Origin of the sequence: Flavobacterium sp. (assembly GCF_027483985.1) — a bacterium.
Taxonomy (GTDB): Bacteria; Bacteroidota; Bacteroidia; order Flavobacteriales; family Flavobacteriaceae; genus Flavobacterium.
Genome location: NZ_JAIXTJ010000042.1, coordinates 1 through 18,089, shown reverse-complemented (window position 1 = coordinate 18,089; position 18,089 = coordinate 1). Strand labels below are relative to the sequence as shown.

18 protein-coding genes and 1 pseudogene are annotated in these 18,089 nt (G+C 34.1%); 3 read left to right on the top strand and 16 right to left on the bottom strand.

Translation table 11 applies throughout. The features are described 5' to 3' along the window. The first annotated feature begins 4 nt into the window (after positions 1-4). The 3 genes from galK (at position 5) to Q0050_RS10330 (ending at position 4,058) form a co-directional block, all read left to right on the top strand. On the top strand, positions 5-1,192 hold the full coding sequence (gene galK, locus Q0050_RS10340) for a galactokinase (protein ID WP_298395171.1): 1,188 nt from the start codon (positions 5-7) through the stop codon (positions 1,190-1,192). 141 nt (positions 1,193-1,333) lie between these two features. Further along, on the top strand, positions 1,334-2,386 hold the full coding sequence (locus Q0050_RS10335) for a UDP-glucose--hexose-1-phosphate uridylyltransferase (RefSeq protein ID WP_298395168.1): 1,053 nt from the start codon (positions 1,334-1,336) through the stop codon (positions 2,384-2,386). 1 nt (position 2,387) lies between these two features. Next, positions 2,388-4,058 carry a sodium/sugar symporter gene (locus Q0050_RS10330; protein ID WP_298395165.1) on the top strand — a complete coding sequence of 557 codons (1,671 nt, stop codon included), beginning with the start codon at positions 2,388-2,390 and terminating at the stop codon, positions 4,056-4,058. Positions 4,059-4,326: 268 nt separating this feature from the next. On the opposite strand, the gene Q0050_RS10325 is transcribed toward Q0050_RS10330, so the two are convergent. The 16 genes and pseudogenes from Q0050_RS10325 to Q0050_RS10250 form a co-directional block, all read right to left on the bottom strand. Then, positions 4,327-5,706 carry an NADH-quinone oxidoreductase subunit N gene (locus Q0050_RS10325; protein WP_298395162.1) on the bottom strand — a complete coding sequence of 460 codons (1,380 nt, stop codon included), beginning with the start codon at positions 5,704-5,706 and terminating at the stop codon, positions 4,327-4,329. Positions 5,707-5,762: 56 nt separating this feature from the next. After that, a complete protein-coding gene (locus Q0050_RS10320; RefSeq protein WP_298395159.1) occupies positions 5,763-6,128 on the bottom strand; it encodes a four helix bundle protein in 366 nt (121 codons plus the stop codon). 62 nt (positions 6,129-6,190) lie between these two features. After that, positions 6,191-7,627, bottom strand: a complete 1,437-nt coding sequence (locus Q0050_RS10315; RefSeq protein ID WP_298395156.1) for a NuoM family protein — start codon at positions 7,625-7,627, stop codon at positions 6,191-6,193. Positions 7,628-7,638: 11 nt separating this feature from the next. Continuing rightward, entirely contained in the window at positions 7,639-9,522 is a 1,884-nt protein-coding gene (nuoL, locus tag Q0050_RS10310; protein ID WP_298395153.1) for an NADH-quinone oxidoreductase subunit L, read from the bottom strand. Positions 9,523-9,528: 6 nt separating this feature from the next. Next, entirely contained in the window at positions 9,529-9,849 is a 321-nt protein-coding gene (nuoK, locus tag Q0050_RS10305; RefSeq protein ID WP_298395150.1) for an NADH-quinone oxidoreductase subunit NuoK, read from the bottom strand. Position 9,850: 1 nt separating this feature from the next. Beyond that, complete coding sequence (locus Q0050_RS10300; protein WP_298395147.1) at positions 9,851-10,372, bottom strand: NADH-quinone oxidoreductase subunit J; 522 nt, start codon at positions 10,370-10,372, stop codon at positions 9,851-9,853. Between the two features lies 1 nt (position 10,373). Further along, positions 10,374-10,919 (bottom strand): NADH-quinone oxidoreductase subunit I, encoded by a 546-nt coding sequence (locus tag Q0050_RS10295; protein WP_298395144.1) that lies wholly within the window; start codon positions 10,917-10,919, stop codon positions 10,374-10,376. Between the two features lie 11 nt (positions 10,920-10,930). Then, positions 10,931-11,962, bottom strand: a complete 1,032-nt coding sequence (gene nuoH / locus Q0050_RS10290; RefSeq protein ID WP_298395141.1) for an NADH-quinone oxidoreductase subunit NuoH — start codon at positions 11,960-11,962, stop codon at positions 10,931-10,933. Beyond that, positions 11,962-13,011, bottom strand: coding sequence for a 2Fe-2S iron-sulfur cluster-binding protein (locus Q0050_RS10285; RefSeq protein WP_298395139.1), 1,050 nt, complete (start codon positions 13,009-13,011; stop codon positions 11,962-11,964). Before Q0050_RS10285 ends, nuoH begins: the two co-directional genes overlap by 1 nt. A gap of 84 nt (positions 13,012-13,095) precedes the next feature. Further along, entirely contained in the window at positions 13,096-14,463 is a 1,368-nt protein-coding gene (gene nuoF, locus Q0050_RS10280) for an NADH-quinone oxidoreductase subunit NuoF (RefSeq protein ID WP_298395136.1), read from the bottom strand. Positions 14,464-14,467: 4 nt separating this feature from the next. Then, complete coding sequence (locus Q0050_RS10275; RefSeq protein ID WP_298395133.1) at positions 14,468-14,998, bottom strand: NAD(P)H-dependent oxidoreductase subunit E; 531 nt, start codon at positions 14,996-14,998, stop codon at positions 14,468-14,470. 79 nt (positions 14,999-15,077) lie between these two features. Further along, on the bottom strand, positions 15,078-16,313 hold the full coding sequence (locus Q0050_RS10270) for an NADH-quinone oxidoreductase subunit D (RefSeq protein ID WP_298395130.1): 1,236 nt from the start codon (positions 16,311-16,313) through the stop codon (positions 15,078-15,080). A 21-nt stretch (positions 16,314-16,334) separates the two neighbouring features. Continuing rightward, positions 16,335-16,853, bottom strand: a complete 519-nt coding sequence (locus Q0050_RS10265) for an NADH-quinone oxidoreductase subunit C (RefSeq protein WP_298395127.1) — start codon at positions 16,851-16,853, stop codon at positions 16,335-16,337. A 1-nt stretch (position 16,854) separates the two neighbouring features. Continuing rightward, positions 16,855-17,400 carry an NADH-quinone oxidoreductase subunit B gene (locus tag Q0050_RS10260; RefSeq protein WP_298395124.1) on the bottom strand — a complete coding sequence of 182 codons (546 nt, stop codon included), beginning with the start codon at positions 17,398-17,400 and terminating at the stop codon, positions 16,855-16,857. Between the two features lie 25 nt (positions 17,401-17,425). After that, entirely contained in the window at positions 17,426-17,791 is a 366-nt protein-coding gene (locus tag Q0050_RS10255) for an NADH-quinone oxidoreductase subunit A (RefSeq protein WP_298395745.1), read from the bottom strand. A gap of 202 nt (positions 17,792-17,993) precedes the next feature. Then, positions 17,994-18,089, bottom strand: a pseudogene (locus tag Q0050_RS10250) (cold shock domain-containing protein); the annotation flags it as partial.

The following is an 18,089-nucleotide window of genomic DNA, read 5'->3' as shown; positions in this document are numbered from 1 at the left end:
AAAAATGAAGAAAAAATTAATTAAGAATACCTCGGGACATTTTGCAAAAGTATTTCAAAAAGAACCCGACCACATCTTTCTGTCGCCAGGAAGAATTAATATTATTGGAGAACATATTGACTATAATGATGGTTTTGTTTTGCCGGCTGCGATTAACAAATATGTGTGCATTGCCATTTCTTCTAATCAAAATTCTCGATGTAAAATCGTTGCCAAAGATTTAAATGAAATTATCGAATTTGATTTAAATGATGAATTAGTTCCAAGTAAAACGATGTGGATTAATTACATCTTGGGTGTTTTGCAACAGTTTAAAAAAGAGCAAGCACTGAACAAAGGATTCAACGCTGTTTTTAGCAGTACGGTTCCGATAGGTTCTGGACTTTCTTCTTCTGCAGCTGTTGAGTGTGGTTTTGCTTATGCAATGAACGTTTTGCATAATTTTAATTTATCTAAAGAAACAATTGCACTTATCGGACAAAAATCAGAGCATACTTTTGTTGGTGTAAATTGTGGCATAATGGATCAATTTGCCTCCGTTTTCGGAAAGAAAAACCACGTAATTAAATTAGATTGCAATACTTTGCACTATGAATATCACAAAGCTGATTTCAAAAAATATGCTTTACTTTTATTAGATAGTACCGTTAAGCATACGCATTTGACATCCGGTTATAACGATAGACGAAATGAGGTAGAACAAGGTTTAGCGATAATTAAACAGCATTTTCCAGAGGTGAAAACCTTTAGAAACTGTACCGAAACAATGCTTTTTGACCTACAAGAACGATTAGGTGAAACGATTTTTAAACGATGTCATTTTGTAGTCAAAGAAATCCAACGAGTTCAAGATGCAGTTACGGCTTTATCAAATGCTGATTTCGTCCAATTAGGAAACTTAATGACCGAAACCCATCACGGTTTGTCTAAAGAATATGACGTCAGTTGCGATGAACTCGATTTTCTTGTGGATTCCGTTTCCACAAACGATAAAGTTTTAGGTTCGCGAATGATGGGCGGAGGTTTTGGCGGTTGTTCGATAAATTTGGTTGTAAAAGGATATGAAAATGAGTTAATCGAAAATATTTCAGCCGCTTATCGTTCTAAATTTGGAATCGAATTAAAAGCCTATAAAGTAAAAATAGCCAAAGGAACATCCGAAATTAAAATTATTTCAAAAAAGAAAAATTAAACACATAGAACATAGAAAAAAGGTGGAAAAGACCAATTCTTGGTTCACATAGCTATGTTCAACTTAAATAAAGTGAAACGTCTCCTATGAAAATTAAAAATCTATGTTTCTATGTATTTAAAAAATTAAATATTCATCTTAATGCAAAACTTCAATCCTAACGAACACCCACATAGAAGATACAATCCGTTATTAGACGAATGGATTTTGGTTTCGCCGCATCGCGCCAAGCGTCCGTGGCAAGGTCAAAACGAAAAAGTGACGGAAGATGACCGACCAGAACACGATGAAAATTGCTATTTGTGTTCAGGAAACGTACGTTCCAATGGTGTCAAAAATGAGGATTATACCGATTGTTACGTATTTGAAAATGATTTTTCAGCGTTGTTAAAAGACGAAGTTTTATTCGAAAATAAATTCCAATCGTTGTTTCAACAAAAACCAGAACGAGGTATTAATAAAGTCATTTGTTTTTCACCAAAACACAATTTGACCTTACCAGAAATGGAAGTTTCAGAAATTGAAAAGGTAGTTAAAACATGGAAGGAACAATACATTGAATTAGGAAGCTATGATTTCATAAATTACGTTCAAATTTTTGAAAATAAAGGAAGTGTTATGGGTTGCAGCAATCCGCATCCACACGGACAAATTTGGGCACAATCGTCGTTGCCATCCCAAGTTGAGAAAACGCAAAAACACCTTCGTGCTTATTATGATAAAAACCAAACTAGTTTGCTAAAAGAGTATTTAGATCAAGAATTAAATTTGCAAGAACGAATTGTTATTGAGAATGATCATTTTGTAGTTTTGGTTCCGTTTTGGGCAACCTGGCCTTATGAAACTATGATTATAAGTAAGCGTCATTTTGGAAACATTATCGCAATGAGTAAGGAAGAAACCAAAGCATTTGCTGAAATAATTAAAGGAATTACTGTTAAATATGATAATTTATTTGAAACCTCCTTTCCGTATTCTTCTGGAATTCATCAAGCACCAACTGATCGAGTAGCGCATCCAGAATGGCACTTTCACATGCATTTTTATCCGCCATTATTACGCAGTGCAACTGTGAAAAAATTTATGGTAGGTTATGAAATGCTTGGTGAAGCGCAACGTGATATTTCACCAGAACAAAGTGCCAAAATATTAAGAGATTTACCTAACCAACATTATAAAACAAAAACCAATTAAGATGCAAACATTATCCATTAATGACTATATAGTTTTCTTCCTCTATTTCATAATTATTGTAGGTTATGGCTTGTGGATTTACAATCGAAAGAAGAAAGCTCAAACCAGTAGTAATGATTATTTTTTAGCAGAAGGTTCACTTACTTGGTGGGCTATTGGAGCATCTTTAATTGCAAGTAACATCAGTGCCGAGCAATTTATCGGAATGAGTGGTAGCGGATTCAAAATGGGTTTGGCTATTGCAACCTATGAATGGATGGCAGCCATCACTTTAGTAATCGTTGCAGTTTTCTTTATGCCAGTATATCTCAAAAATAAGATATTTACGATGCCGCAATATTTAAAAAAGCGGTACAATGGCAATGTGGCTATGATTATGGCTGTTTTTTGGTTGTTGTTGTATGTGTTGGTAAATCTGACTTCGATTTTATATTTAGGCGCTTTGGCCATAAGTAGTATTTCAGGTTTGGATATTACTTTGTGTATGATTTTTTTGGCGGTTTTTGCCGTAATGATTACACTTGGCGGAATGAAGGTTATTGGTTATACCGATGTTATTCAAGTGTTTTTCTTGATTCTTGGCGGATTAATTACGACTTATTTAGCTTTGAATTTAGTAGCGACAGAGTTTGGCTCCGAAGGAGTGCTTAACGGATTTAGCATTATGCGGGATAAAGCTAACGATCATTTTCATATGATTTTTGATAAATCCAATCCTAATTATATGGATTTGCCTGGGCTTTCGGTTTTGATAGGAGGAATGTTGATTATCAATTTGAATTATTGGGGTTGCAATCAGTATATCACGCAAAGAGCTTTAGGTGCGGATTTAAAGACGGCTCGTGGAGGTATTTTGTTTGCAGCTTTCTTGAAATTATTAATGCCTATTATTGTTGTTTTACCAGGAATTGCAGCTTTTGTTTTATATCAAAACGGCCATTTTCAAACGGAAATGTTACAAGATGGTACTGTAAATCCTGATAGAGCTTATCCTATTTTATTAAACTTATTGCCAGTTGGTTTAAAAGGACTTTCTTTTGCGGCATTGACCGCAGCCATTGTTGCTTCTTTAGCAGGAAAAGCGAATAGTATTGCGACTATTTTCACACTTGATGTATACAAAGAAAAACTGAATACTGAAGCTAGCGAAGCCAAATTGGTTTCAGTTGGAAAAATAACGATTATTGCCGCTATGGTTATTGCTGTGGTAGTAGCACCTTTTTTAGGAATAGATAAAAAAGGTGGATTTCAATACATTCAAGAATATACTGGGTTTGTAAGTCCGGGAGTTTTTGCGATGTTTATATTAGGTTTCTTTTGGAAAAAAACTACTTCCAATGCCGCGTTATTTGCCACTATTGGTGGGTTTATACTTTCTATCATTTTCAAGTTTATGCCGGCATTTGTGGATTTATCTTTCTTGAATCCGATTGGATTTGCAGTTCCGAACGCTGAAGGTGTTTATGAAATTCCGTTTATAGATAGAATGGGTTTTGTGTTTTTAATATGCGTTATCGGAATGTATTTCATTAGTATCAATGAAACTTTGAGAGGTGTTAAATCTAATGGATTAGAAGTTGATCGTTCGATGTTTAAAATGTCACCAAGTTTTACTGTAGGAATGCTTGTGATTGTTGCAGTTACAGCGGCATTGTATACTGTTTTTTGGTAATAGTTGTAAGAGTTAGTACTACTAAAAAACATAAATCGCAACCCATTTTAGGCCTTGTCTTTATGGGTTGTTTTTTTGTTTTAGGACTTTGATTGGAATAGTATTAGAAGTTATTTTTTACTATGTATTCTTTGATTTCAAATTCTTATTAAATTATTATATATCAAATATTTAATTAGTCTGTTTGTAAACAATCTAGGACTAATTAAGGTAAATAAAAAAACCACCAAAATTACTTTTGATGGTTTGTGCTATGTTAGTCTATTTTTTAGTTAATTAAATCTGTAATCAAATTAGGATATAATCCGATAATGATATTTAGAAGGATCGCAACTATACCAACTGCGTAATAAACAAATGGCGTAGTTTGTTTTTCTTCTGAAGCCTCTTTAGTGTACATTGCTAAGATTAATTTAAAATAGTAACCTACACTGATGATGGAGTTAATAACACCTGCAATGACAATGATTAAAAATCCTGCTTGAATGGTTTGTGTAAACAACATAAATTTAGCAAAAAACCCAGAGAATATTGGAATTCCTGCCATCGATAGCAGTGAAGCAGTTAAGACTGCAGCCATTATTGGATTGGTCTTTCCTAAACCGTTGAAGTTGCTAATGTCTTGGTTGTCTTTGTTGCGAGTTACATTAATTATTACTGCAAAAGAAGCAATTCCTGCAAGTGCATAAGCTGCTGTATAATATAATAAGTTGCCGCTTGAATTAGATAAACTAAGCAAAGTCATCATCATGAATCCCGCGTGAGAAATCCCTGAGAATGCTAACATACGTTTCACGTTTTTTTGTCGTAATGCCATAATGTTTCCAACGGTCATTGAGGCAATTGCAACAATAATGATGATGTTTTGATAAGCATCAGAAATATCAGCATTCATCGCAAGCAATAATTTATAAAGCGTTGCAAAAGCAACTACTTTTGCTAAAGTACTCATCGTAGCAGTAACAATAGACGGCGAACCTTCATATACATCTGGTGCCCAAAAATGAAAAGGTACAGCAGCAATTTTGAAAAGCATTCCAACAGTAACTAAAGAAATTCCGATTGGAAACCAAATTGGCAATTCAGCCGATCTTGACATTTCACTGATTTCAGTTACATCAAAACTTCCCATTGCGCCATAAATAAGGCAAATACCAAATAAAATAAATCCAGATGCGAACGAACCCATTAAGAAGTACTTCATACCAGCTTCGTTACTTTTAATGTCTAAACGGCTACTTCCTGCTAATATGTAAAGTGCAATAGAAAGTGTTTCAATTCCTAGAAAGTACATTGATAAATTTGAAAAAGAAACCATTGCAACAGCGCCTGCTAAAAGAAATATTTTTATGGCAATGTAGTCTGAAATTTTAGTTTCGTGGTCTTTATATACATCGTGACTCATTGCTACTATAAATATAGTTAACAAAATAAATAAAGATGAAAATGCATTAGAAAACTTATCTGCCACAATCATGTTAGTATACTGATCGTTTAACAATGCTCCGAAAGACCAAAGATTAAGTGTAGTTCCCAAAATAGCTATTAACCCAAGTAATACTACTGGAACAATTGCTTTTCTAAAATTAAAGATTTCAGCTATGAGGCAAAAAACACCTAAACCTGATATTGCTATTAATGTATTCATTTTTATTGAGGATTTAGGATTTAATGATTTTGGATTTAAGCCAATGCCATTAAATCTTACTTTTTATTATTTCTTGATTTAATTGTTTTTATTCCAGCTGAAAAAATTGATACCAATTCGTCGGCTTCTTTTATAAGTCGTTCTAATTCGATTGAATTACATTTAATTTCTAATTCTTTTATAAACTCTAACCAAAACAAACTTTCGTCAGCTTCTTCATCAACAACTTTCAATTTGTTTAAAAAATCTGCATCTGATTTTCCTCTGCACACCGCTCTGTAATTTGCCGCAACAGATGATGAAGATTTAAAAAGTTGATATGAAATTACGTCAACAGCTTTGTTTTTTTCGATTTCCATTAAAAAATTAAACGTATCGACAGCAAATTTTTTCGTTCTGGCTTTTAATTCTTCTTTTGTCATTACCAATAATGTTACATATACTTTAAGAATCCAAAATCTAGATTCTAAAATCCTAAATCAAACTATCTATTAATTTGAATTAGAGTTTCTTTTATGCTTGGCATTACTAAATCTACAATTGGTTTTGGATACAATCCGTAGAATAGTAAAAAGGCAATAATTACCACAAAAACAATTGTTTCATTTTTTGTAACGTCTTTAAATAATTTAGTATTTGTTTCGCCTAACATAACATTTTGGAACATCTTTAACATATAATAAGCTCCAAGTATGATGGTCGTTCCGCCAAGAACTGCATACCAGATGTTTACTTGAGATAGACTATACAAAACGGTAAACTCTCCAATAAAGTTGAATGTTCCTGGCAAAGCAACAGATGCTAAAACCAAAATCATAAATAAAGAAGTGAACTTAGATGCTTGTGAGCGAATGCCGCCCATTTCATCAATTTTGTATGTATCAAATCTTCTTGATATTATTTCTGCTGCAAAAAATAATCCTACAATTACAAATCCGTGTGCAATCATTTGAGAAACCGCTCCACTAAGTCCGTCAACTGTCAAAGTATAACATCCTGCTGCTATTAATCCAACGTGAGCAAGTGAAGAGTATGCTAATAATTTTTTCAAATCTTTTTGACGTAATGCTACAATAGAGCCATAAATTACACCAGCAATACTTAATCCAATTAAGATTGGCATATAAGTTTTTGCCGCTAGTGGCGCAATTGGTAATTGCCAACGAATTACACTATATAATCCCATTTTTAGCATAATACCTGATAATAGCATTGTACCAACAGTAGGCGCTTTTTGATACACTTTAGCTTGCCAAGTGTGAAAAGGTATGATTGGAATTTTGATAGCATATGCTAAAAAGAAGGCTAAGAAAATCCAAGTTTGTTCTGTTGTAGACAAATCAAGTTTTGTTAAATCTCCTATTAAGAAACTTCCGGCTTTGCTATATAAATAAGCAAATGCTATTAACATAAATAAAGATCCACCTAAAGTGTAAATAAAGAATTTCACGACAGCTTTTCTACGTTCATCCGTATCGCCGTTACCCCAAACTAGCGCAATGAAGTAGATTGGAATTAAAGCAAGTTCCCAAAAAATGTAGTATAATAATCCGTCGCTTGCTAAGAATGTTCCCACCATAGCAAAAGCCATAAATAGCACTAAACTATAAAAGTTTTTAGAATTATTAAATTTATTTCCAAAGGAAGATAGCACAATTAATGGCAGCAATGAAGTCGTTAAAAGCACCATTGCTAATGATAATCCATCGGCCTTAAGTGCAAATGAAATATTAGGTTGTTCAATCCAAGGATTTGACAAACTTATGTTTATTCCGCTCAAAAATTGGTTTACTAATATTGAAGAGCATACTAAAGCAGCCACACTGAATAACAAAGCCACCTTAGAAGCAAGTTTATCTCCAGAGAGTAAGGTAGCGATGGCACCAATTAAGAGTAGTATTAATAGAAGTGATACGTTCATTTTGTTTTAAATTATTGAGCTAAAAATAAATAACTAACTATGGCTAAGATTCCGATAACAAAGGCAAATAAGTACAGTCCGATACTTCCCGTTTGCAATTTTTTACCTTGAGTTCCGATTCCATTTGCAACTGTTCCAAATCCGTAAACAACTTTTCCTAAAGCAGGTTCTAAAGTAGTTCTAAAGAAATTTGAAAGTCCGTTCAAAGGTTTTACAATTAATGAAGTATAAAATTCATCAACATAATATTTGTTGTAAATTGTTTTAGAGAAACCTGAAATCGCCGCATCTTCTTTTGGTACGAATCCTTGTTTGATGTATTTTGTGTAAGCCAAAATAATACCGATAAGTGCTCCAGTTAAAGCAATTGCCATTAACGTATATTCTTGGGTTCCAAGTGCGTGGTGTTCTTGTTTTGTTGTCAAAATTGGTTCTAAGAAATGATTTAACCAATTGCTTCCTGGTAAATTAATTAATCCACCAACCGTTGCTAAAGCTGCTAAAATAATTAGTGGTAAAGTGATTAAACTCGGACTTTCGTGTAAATGATGTTTTTGTTCTTCTGTACCTCGAAACTCTCTGAAGAAGGTTAAGTACATTAGTCTGAACATATAGAACGCCGTCATTATTGATGCTACTGAACCAACAATCCATAGTACTTTATTGTGTTCGAATGCTACCATTAAAATTTCGTCTTTTGACCAAAATCCTGCGAAAGGAAAAATACCTGCAATTGCTAAGGTTGAAATTAACATCGTTGCAAAAGTTATTGGCATTACTTTTCGTAAACCACCCATTTTGCGCATATCTTGTTCGCCGTGTAAAGCGTGAATTACAGATCCAGAACCTAAGAATAAACAAGCTTTAAAAAACGCATGTGTTATTACGTGGAAAACAGCTATTGTATAGGCACCCATTCCCAATGCTAAAAACATAAGTCCTAATTGAGATACTGTAGAATAAGCTAAGACTTTTTTAATATCGTTTTGAAGTAATCCTATTGATGCTGCAACTAAAGCTGTTATCGCTCCAACAATTGCAATGATTTGTTGTACATCATGTGTTAAATCAAATAAGAAATTCATTCTTGTAATCATAAAGATACCAGCTGTTACCATAGTTGCTGCGTGGATTAATGCCGAAACCGGTGTTGGTCCTGCCATAGCGTCTGGCAACCAAGTGTAAAGTGGTAATTGAGCAGATTTTCCTGTTGCTCCGATGAATAAACATAAAGCTGCAATAGAAAGCATAACACTTGAAGAAGCTTCGTTGGATGGAAGTATCAATCCTTTTAGTATAGCATAATCTAATGTGCCGAAATTATAAGCTATAATAAAAATTCCGATTAAGAATCCTAAGTCACCAATTCTGTTCATTATGAATGCCTTTTTTGCTGCGTCATTATAATCTTGGTTTTTATGCCAAAATCCGATAAGTAAATAAGAGCATAGACCAACGCCTTCCCAACCAATGAACATTACTAACAAGTTGCTTCCGACTACTAATGTTATCATGAAAAAGATAAACAGATTTAAATACGCAAAAAATTTGTGCATATTTTCATCATCGTGCATATAGCTGATCGAGTATAAGTGAATTAAAGAACCAATTCCAGTTACGAATAATAGCCACAACAGCGATAACTGGTCTAAGACAATTCCTAAATCAATTTTTAAGTTACCAAGTTGAATCCAATCTAAAAACTTAATTTGAATTGGTGTCTTGGTAGTATTTAATTGCATAAAAAAGTAGATGCTCATTACAAATGAAACTGCTACAGCTATGGTTCCAATGGCGCCTGAAATATTTTTTCCTGCTTTTTTTCCAAAGAAAACATTGAATAAAAACCCAACAAATGGGGTTAATAATAAAAGTAAAACTAAACTATTCTCCATTAGGGATTATCCTTTTAAGTTTTTTAAATTTGAGATGTCAACCGATCCAATATTTCGGAAAACTGCAACTAATATTGCCAAACCTACAGCAACTTCTGCTGCTGCTACTGCCATTGAAAAGAATACAAAAACTTCTCCTTTTGCATCTTGCCAATAAGTTGAAAAAGCAACGAACAATAAGTTAACAGCGTTTAACATTATTTCAATCGACATGAAAACGATGATGGCATTTCTTCTGTATAAAACTCCAAATATTCCTATACAAAATAATAGTACAGAAAGAAAAATGTAATTTTCAATACCAATTTGATTTAAAATATTGTCCATATTATTTAGTTGATTTTTCTTTTTTAGATAATAAAACAGCACCAATCATTGCTACTAATAGTAAAACAGAAGCAAATTCGAAGGGAACCATAAAGCCTTCTTTATCATCAAGTAAAACGGTTCCTAATTTTTTAATCGATTGAAAGTCTTCTCCGGTTGTTGGGTAATCACCAACAAATGGTTTAGAATACATAAAGATTACTACTAGCGCAGAGCTTAATAAAACAAATACTGTTATTGCTCCTAGTCTTGTTATCCTTGGTTTATGTACTTCATCCTCTTTATTTAAATTCATTAACATAATAGTAAATAAGAAGAGAATCATAATGGCTCCAGAATAGACAATGATATGTACGATTGCTAAAAATTGTGCATTAAATAGGAAATAATGTCCGGCAATAGAAAAGAAGCAAATAACCAAATAGATGGCACTATGAATTGGGTTTTTACTATAAATTGTTAGGAACGCTGTTGCTAATGTGATAGCAGACAAAACGTAGAATATTATTAGAATTGCAGACATATTAATTTAAATTTTTAGCATTTGCCATCGCCATTTCAAGTGGCATTACTAACTTATCTTTACCGAAAATAAAATTTTCTCTATCGTATTGTGCAGGAACTAATTCTTTGGAAATCGTTAAATAAATGGCGTCTTTTGGACAAGCTTCTTCGCATAATCCACAGAAAATACAACGCAACATATTAATTTCGTAAATAGACGCATATTTTTCCTCTCTGTACAAATGTTCTTCGCCTTTTTTGCGTTCTTCCGCTTTCATTGTGATGGCTTCGGCAGGACAAGAAAGAGCACACAAGCCACAAGCAGTACAGTTTTCTCTACCTTGTTCGTCGCGTTTTAACATGTGTTGTCCACGGTAAACCGGACTGAATTCTCGTACTTGTTCAGGATAGTGAATGGTTGCTTTTTTCTTGAAAAAGTGTTTGATTGTAATCCACAAACCTTTTCCAATTGCAATTAAATACATTCTTTCAAAAAAAGTCATTTCCTTATTGGAAACTTGTTTTTTCTTACCTGATAATGATATACTTTGTATTGATGTTGACATAATTTCTTTTCTTATTTAAAAGCTAAAATGCAAATTCCTGTTATTATAATATTGACAATAGAAAGCGGAATTAAAATTTTCCAACCCAAATTCATCAATTGATCGTATCTAAATCTTGGTATGGTCCATCTGATCCACATAAAGAAAAAGATGAAGAAACATAATTTTGCAAAAAGTGCAAATATACCAATTGTATTTGCAATATTAACACCCCAATTTTCAACAGCCCAACTCATTCCTGGATAATTGTATCCTCCAAAATAAAGCACAGAGATTAACGTTGATGAAATGAACATGTTAGCGTATTCAGCAAATAAATAAAATCCCATTTTCATAGAAGAATATTCTGTATGATAACCACCAATTAATTCCGATTCACATTCTGCTAAGTCGAAAGGTGTTCTGTTAGTTTCTGCAAAGGCACAAACTAAAAAGATTAAGAATCCAACTGGTTGGTAAATTACATTCCATCCAAATCCTGATTGCATTGCTGCTATTTCTTTCAAGCTTAATGTTCCTGTCATCATTAATAAAGCAATAATTGACAAACCCATCGCGATTTCATAAGATACCATTTGTGATCCAGCACGAATGGCACTCATTAAAGAATACTTATTATTTGATGCCCAACCACCAATCATAATACCATAAACTCCTACAGATACTACTCCAAAAACATATAATAACGATACATCAATATCTGTAGCTTGTAAAATTACGGTTGTTCCGAAGATTTCAAGTTTGTCACCCCAAGGAATTACCGCACTTGTCATTAAAGCCGTACTCATTGCGATTGCTGGACCTACAAAAAATAAAAATTTGTTTGGTGTATTAGGTTCGAATTCTTCTTTAGCAAAAAGTTTCATACCGTCAGCAAGTGGTTGTAATAATCCACCCCAACCAGCGCGGTTTGGACCAACTCGGTCTTGAAGATAAGCAGCTACTTTACGCTCTGCCCATGTTGAATACATTGCCATTAACATTGTAACTGCAAAAATGGCTACAATAAAAATGCTTTTTTCAATTATAAATGCACTGTCCATTATTGATTAGATTTTAAAGGGTTTCCATCAATTTTCTCGTTGTAATCAATGGCAGACATACTGATTTTTTTTCTATCGATATCTCTTCCCATTAAAATTCCTTTTTCTGTTTCAATAACAACTTTGTCTAATTTTCTAGTGTAGTTATTTTGATTGATAACTGAGTCTTTTTCAAATTTTCTTGGACCTTCAATAGTCCAATCTGAAACTTCTTTTTTATCAAATCTACAAGTGTTACAGATAAAATCTTCAACTTCGTGATAAATATCTTTGCGTGCCGTAACTCTTTGGATTTCGTTTCCAAACATCCAAAGTGTTGTTTTACCACAACATCCTGGTGTCGTACATTCTCTATGGGCATTAAATGGTTTGTTGAACCACACTCTAGATTTAAATCGGAATGTTTTATCTGTTAACGCACCAACTGGACATACATCAATCATATTTCCAGAAAATTCGTTATCGATTGCTGCAGAAATACAGGTTGAAATTTGAGAATGATCTCCACGATTTAACACACCGTGCACACGTTTGTCTGTTAATTGATCTGCTACTTCTACGCAACGTTGGCATACGATGCAACGGTTCATATGAAGTTGTATTTTATCACCAATATTTTCTGGTTCGAATGTTCGTTTTTGTTCTATGAAACGAGTTTCCGATTTTCCGTGTTCGAATGATAAATTTTGTAAATCACATTCACCTGCTTGGTCACATACAGGACAATCAAGTGGATGATTTATCAAAAGAAATTCAGTTACAGCTTTTCGAGCTTCTGTTACTCTTTCAGAAGATTTGCTTGCTACTTCCATTCCATCTTGACAACCCGTTACACAAGAGGCAACTAATTTTGGCATTGGTCTTGGATCGGCTTCGCTACCTTTAGTAACGTCTACTAAACAACAACGGCATTTTCCGCCAGTTCCTTCTAGTTTAGAATAATAACACATCGCTGGTGGAACCGATTCTCCACCAATCATACGAGCAGCTTGCAGGATGGTTGTTCCTGGAGCTACCTCTATTTCTTGACCGTCTATGGTTACTTTCATATTTCAATTGTTTAAAAGTTTAAAAGTTTAAAAGTTTAAGGGTTTCCGCTATAAACTTTCAACTTTTAACTTTTGACTTTTAATTTATACTTCTTGTTTTGCTACTAAATGTTTTACCTTTTCAAATGGTTCAGCAACAAAGTGATCTCTATTTTTTACTTTTTCTGGGAAACGAATATGGTATTCAAATTCATCTCTAAAATGACGAATTGCCGCAGCAACAGGCCAAGATGCAGCATCACCTAACGGACAAATGGTGTTTCCTTCGATTTTAGATTGGATACTCCATAATAATTCAATGTCTTCTTCGCGACCTTGTCCGTTTTCGATTCTCCACAATACTTTTTCTAACCAACCTGTTCCTTCACGACATGGCGTACATTGTCCGCAAGATTCGTGGTGATAAAAGCGTGAAAAATTCCAAGTATTTCTCACAATGCAAGCTCTGTCGTCATATACAATAAATCCGCCTGAACCTAACATCGAACCAGTTGCAAAACCACCGTCTGAAAGACTTTCATAACTCATCAATCTATCTTCACCTGCAGCTGTTTTGTAAATTAAATTGGCTGGCAGAATTGGCACTGAACTTCCTCCTGGTACTAATGCTTTTAATGGTCGGTCGGTTTGCATTCCACCAAGGTATTCATCAGAATTCATAAATTCGTAAACTGATAAACCTAATTCAATTTCATAAACACCTTGGTTTTTTATATTTCCTGATGCCGAAATTAATTTAGTTCCTGTTGATCGTCCAATTCCGATTCCAGCATAATCAGCGCCTGAATTGTTTACAATCCAAGGCACAGCCGAAATTGTTTCAACGTTATTAACTACCGTGGGATTTTGCCAAAGACCTTTTACCGCTGGGAATGGTGGTTTTAATCTTGGATTTCCACGATTTCCTTCTAGTGATTCAATTAATGCAGTTTCTTCACCGCAAATATAAGCTCCGCCACCGATTTGGACAAAAAGCTCTAAATCGTAGCCAGAACCTAATATGTTTTTTCCTAACCAACCAGCAGCTTTTGCTTCGGCAATGGCTTTTTCTAAAATTTTATAAACCCACATGTACTCGCCACGAATGTAGATGTACGATAGATTTGCTCCTAAAGCATAGCTTGATGTAATCATTCCTTCAATCAAAAGGTGCGGAATGTACTCCATTAAGTAACGGTCCTTGAAAGTTCCCGGTTCTGATTCGTCTGCATTACAAACTAGATGTCTTGGATTTCCCGATTTTTTATCGATGAAGCTCCATTTCATTCCTGCTGGAAATCCTGCGCCACCACGACCACGAAGTCCTGAAGTTTTTACTTCTTCTACAACTTCATCTGGAGTCATTTTTTTCAACGCCTTTTCTACTGAGGCATATCCGCCTTCACGACGATATACTTCATAGGTTTTGATTCCCGGAACGTTAATTTTGTCTAATAATATTTTTCTTCCCATGATATTATTTATCGTGTAAAGTGATTTTTCCTTCTTTGCAATCAACAACTAGTTGATCGATTTTTTCTTTGGTAAGATGTTCTTGATAGAAATCACCCAACTGCATCATTGGTGCGTATCCGCAAGCGCCAAGGCATTCCACTCCGCGAACCTCAAATAATCCGTCGGCTGTTGGTTCGCCTACTTTTACACCTAATTTTGAACAAGTATAATCCATTAAATCTTCTACACCGTTTTGACAACATGGAGAAGTTTGACAGAATTCAAACATGTATTTACCAATTGGTCGTTGGTTGAACATTGTATAGAATGTTACTACTTCATAAACCTCAATTGGTAAAATTTCTAAGATTTCGGCTACTTTATTTTGCAATTCTATACTCAACCAATCGTTGTGCGCATCTTGAACTTCGTGCAAAACCGGAAGTAAAGCCGATTTCTTTCTATCTGCAGGATAATGACTGATTAACTCATTGATGCGATTCATCAATGATTCAGTTATGTTTATCTCTTGTTTTATATGTGATCTTTCCATTTTTAATTTTAGATATTAAATTTTAGATTTTAGATATTTCATTTTGATTTCTAAAATCTGCATTCTGCAATCTTATTTTTTATGCGTCTAATTCTCCAGCGATAACATTTAAACTCGATAATATTACAATAGCATCTGATAACATTCCGCCTTTGATCATTTCGGTATAAGCTTGGTAATAGATGTAACAAGGTCTTCTCATTTTTAATCTATAAGGAGTTCGGCTTCCATCAGTTACTAAATAAAATCCTAATTCACCATTTCCACCTTCAACGGCATGGTAGATTTCTGCTACAGGGACAGGAACTTCGCCCATAACGATTTTGAAGTGATAAATCAAGGATTCCATATTATTATAAACATCTTCTTTTGGAGGTAAATAATAATCAGGAACATCTGCGTGAATTGGTCCGCTAGGTAATTTAGCTAAAGCTTGTTTGATAATGCTTAAACTTTCCCATACTTCAGCATTTCTAACACAAAAACGGTCATAAGTGTCACCTGATTGTCCTACTGGAACGTTAAACTCAAAATCATCATATGAAGAATAAGGAGCGGCTTTTCTAACATCATAATCAATTCCTGCAGCACGAAGATTCGGACCTGTCATTCCGTATTGCATTGCTTTTTCGGCAGTTATTGGTCCAACATTTACCGTTCTATCAATAAAAATCCTGTTTCTTTCGAAAAGATTTTCAAATTCCTTCCAAGCGATTGGAAAATCAATTAAGAAGGTATTTAATTTTTGGAAAGCTGCTTCCGACCAATCTCTTTCGAAACCGCCAATTCTTCCCATATTTGTAGTTAAACGAGCTCCACAAATTTCTTCGTAGATTTCGTAGATTTTTTCTCTAAATTGAAATACATAAAGAAAGCCAGTGTATGCTCCAGTATCTACTCCAAGAATCGAATTACAGATTAAATGGTCTGCTATTCTGGCTAATTCCATAACAATTACACGTAAATATTGTGCGCGTTTTGGAACTTCGATTTCTAATAATTTTTCAACAGTCATCCACCAAGCCATATTATTGATAGGCGACGAACAGTAGTTCATTCTATCGGTCAATACGTTGATTTGATAAAAAGGTCGGTTTTCGGCAATTTTTTCAAAGGCACGATGAATGTAACCAATTGTTGGCTCTGCATCAAGGATTTTTTCACCATCCATTAATAGAATGTTTTGAAAAATTCCGTGCGTTGCAGGATGCGTTGGTCCTAAATTCAATATAGACAATTCGCTTCCGTCTTCGTTGCGTGTTTGTTCTATAACTTTAGCATATCGATGCTCTGGTGGTAATAATAAGTCTGACATTGTATAATGTTGAATTATTTTTTAGCTATTTGTTGTTGTTCTTCCGAAGAATCTATCATCTTTATCTGTTCTTCCGCTGTCTTCCATTGGGAATTCTTTGCGCATTGGATGAGAAACCATTTCGTTCATGTTCAAAATTCGTTTCAATTGCGGATGACCTTTAAAGTCAATTCCATAAAAATCCCAAGCTTCACGTTCCATCCAATTTGCACATAAAAACAAATCGGTTATTGTATCCGTTTGCGGGTTTTCTGGAAGAAATGTTTTGATTCTGATTCTCACATTCTCAATCCAATTGTGCATTTGATATACCACTGAAAATTGGTGTTCTTCGTCATTATCTGGAAAATGGATTCCCGCTAAATCAGTAAGAAAATGGAAATTTAAAGTTTCTTCTTCTTTCAAGAATCGAATTACTTCACGAATTAAATTAGGTGCAGCTTCGAACGAAAAAATATCACGACTCATTTCAAAATTTAGGACATTATTTCCAAATTTTTCATTAAGTTTTTCTTGTATGTATGCCGTTTCTAAAGCCATATTATAGGTTATAAGAAGCTAATAATTCTTTATATTCTGGAGAATTTCTTCGGCGAACCGATTCATTTCTTACTAATTCTTGTAATTGCATTACGCCATCTACAATTTGTTCTGGTCTTGGAGGACAACCTGGTACGTAAACGTCTACTGGAATAACTTTGTCAATTCCTTGAAGAACAGAGTAGGTATCAAAAACGCCTCCTGAACAAGCACAAGCGCCTACTGAAATTACCCAACGAGGTTCAGACATTTGTTCGTAAACTTGTCTTAAGATTGGAGCCATTTTTTTAGAAATTGTTCCCATTACCATAAGCATATCCGCTTGACGTGGTGAAAAACTTACACGCTCAGAACCAAAACGCGCTAAATCGTAATGCGATGCCATTGTTGCCATAAACTCAATACCACAACAAGAAGTTGCAAAAGGTAAAGGCCATAGTGAGTTGGCACGTGCTAGACCAACAACGTCGTTTAGTTTTGTTGCAAAGAAACCTTCGCCTGTTACTCCTTCTGGTGGAGCAACCATTTTTGTTTTAGAATCACTCATTTATCTTTCGTAATTAGTAATTAAACTATTCCCATTCTAATGCTTTCTTTTTGATAATGTAGAAGAAACCTATTAAAAGCAATAACATAAAAATGACCATTTTGATCATTCCGTCCATACCTAATTCTCTGAAATTTACTGCCCACGGATATAAAAATATAACCTCAACATCAAAAAGAACAAATAAGATTGCTACTACAAAATATTTTACTGAAAACGGAATACGAGCATTTCCTACGGATTCGATTCCGCACTCAAAGTTTTTATCTTTGTTTACCGAGTGTCTTTTTGGTCCTAAAAAACTAGAACCTATAATAGTCAATACTACAAATCCGATAGCTAAACCTGCTTGCATCAGGATTGGTAAATAATCAATTTGGGTAGATTGCATATCTTTAAAAATTAATTTTTGTAAAATAGCTACAAATATACATTGCATTATTTAATTCTCAAAAATCATTGAATAAACGTTTGTTATTTATCCGTTAAAATCGTTTATTTAAACCTGTTCTAAATAATTTTTTTAAAATAAAAAAAACGCCCTGAACAAATCAGAGCGTTTAACCATTTAGGCAATCAAAAAATAATATATATTAGTCTTCGATAACTACTACTTGAGCAGCTACTTTACCTTTTCTTCCTTCTTCTTCTTCGTAAGAAACTTTGTCTCCTTCGTTTAAGTTTTCAGC

Coding starts and splice junctions, on each gene's coding strand:
- galK (WP_298395171.1), top strand. CDS start 5: ATGAAGAAAAAATTAATTAAGAATACCTCGGGACATTTTGCAAAAGTA.
- Q0050_RS10335 (WP_298395168.1), top strand. CDS start 1,334: ATGCAAAACTTCAATCCTAACGAACACCCACATAGAAGATACAATCCG.
- Q0050_RS10330 (WP_298395165.1), top strand. CDS start 2,388: ATGCAAACATTATCCATTAATGACTATATAGTTTTCTTCCTCTATTTC.
- Q0050_RS10325 (WP_298395162.1), bottom strand. CDS start 5,706: ATGAATACATTAATAGCAATATCAGGTTTAGGTGTTTTTTGCCTCATA.
- Q0050_RS10320 (WP_298395159.1), bottom strand. CDS start 6,128: ATGACAAAAGAAGAATTAAAAGCCAGAACGAAAAAATTTGCTGTCGAT.
- Q0050_RS10315 (WP_298395156.1), bottom strand. CDS start 7,627: ATGAACGTATCACTTCTATTAATACTACTCTTAATTGGTGCCATCGCT.
- nuoL (WP_298395153.1), bottom strand. CDS start 9,522: ATGGAGAATAGTTTAGTTTTACTTTTATTATTAACCCCATTTGTTGGG.
- nuoK (WP_298395150.1), bottom strand. CDS start 9,849: ATGGACAATATTTTAAATCAAATTGGTATTGAAAATTACATTTTTCTT.
- Q0050_RS10300 (WP_298395147.1), bottom strand. CDS start 10,372: ATGTCTGCAATTCTAATAATATTCTACGTTTTGTCTGCTATCACATTA.
- Q0050_RS10295 (WP_298395144.1), bottom strand. CDS start 10,919: ATGTCAACATCAATACAAAGTATATCATTATCAGGTAAGAAAAAACAA.
- nuoH (WP_298395141.1), bottom strand. CDS start 11,962: ATGGACAGTGCATTTATAATTGAAAAAAGCATTTTTATTGTAGCCATT.
- Q0050_RS10285 (WP_298395139.1), bottom strand. CDS start 13,011: ATGAAAGTAACCATAGACGGTCAAGAAATAGAGGTAGCTCCAGGAACA.
- nuoF (WP_298395136.1), bottom strand. CDS start 14,463: ATGGGAAGAAAAATATTATTAGACAAAATTAACGTTCCGGGAATCAAA.
- Q0050_RS10275 (WP_298395133.1), bottom strand. CDS start 14,998: ATGGAAAGATCACATATAAAACAAGAGATAAACATAACTGAATCATTG.
- Q0050_RS10270 (WP_298395130.1), bottom strand. CDS start 16,313: ATGTCAGACTTATTATTACCACCAGAGCATCGATATGCTAAAGTTATA.
- Q0050_RS10265 (WP_298395127.1), bottom strand. CDS start 16,853: ATGGCTTTAGAAACGGCATACATACAAGAAAAACTTAATGAAAAATTT.
- Q0050_RS10260 (WP_298395124.1), bottom strand. CDS start 17,400: ATGAGTGATTCTAAAACAAAAATGGTTGCTCCACCAGAAGGAGTAACA.
- Q0050_RS10255 (WP_298395745.1), bottom strand. CDS start 17,791: ATGCAATCTACCCAAATTGATTATTTACCAATCCTGATGCAAGCAGGT.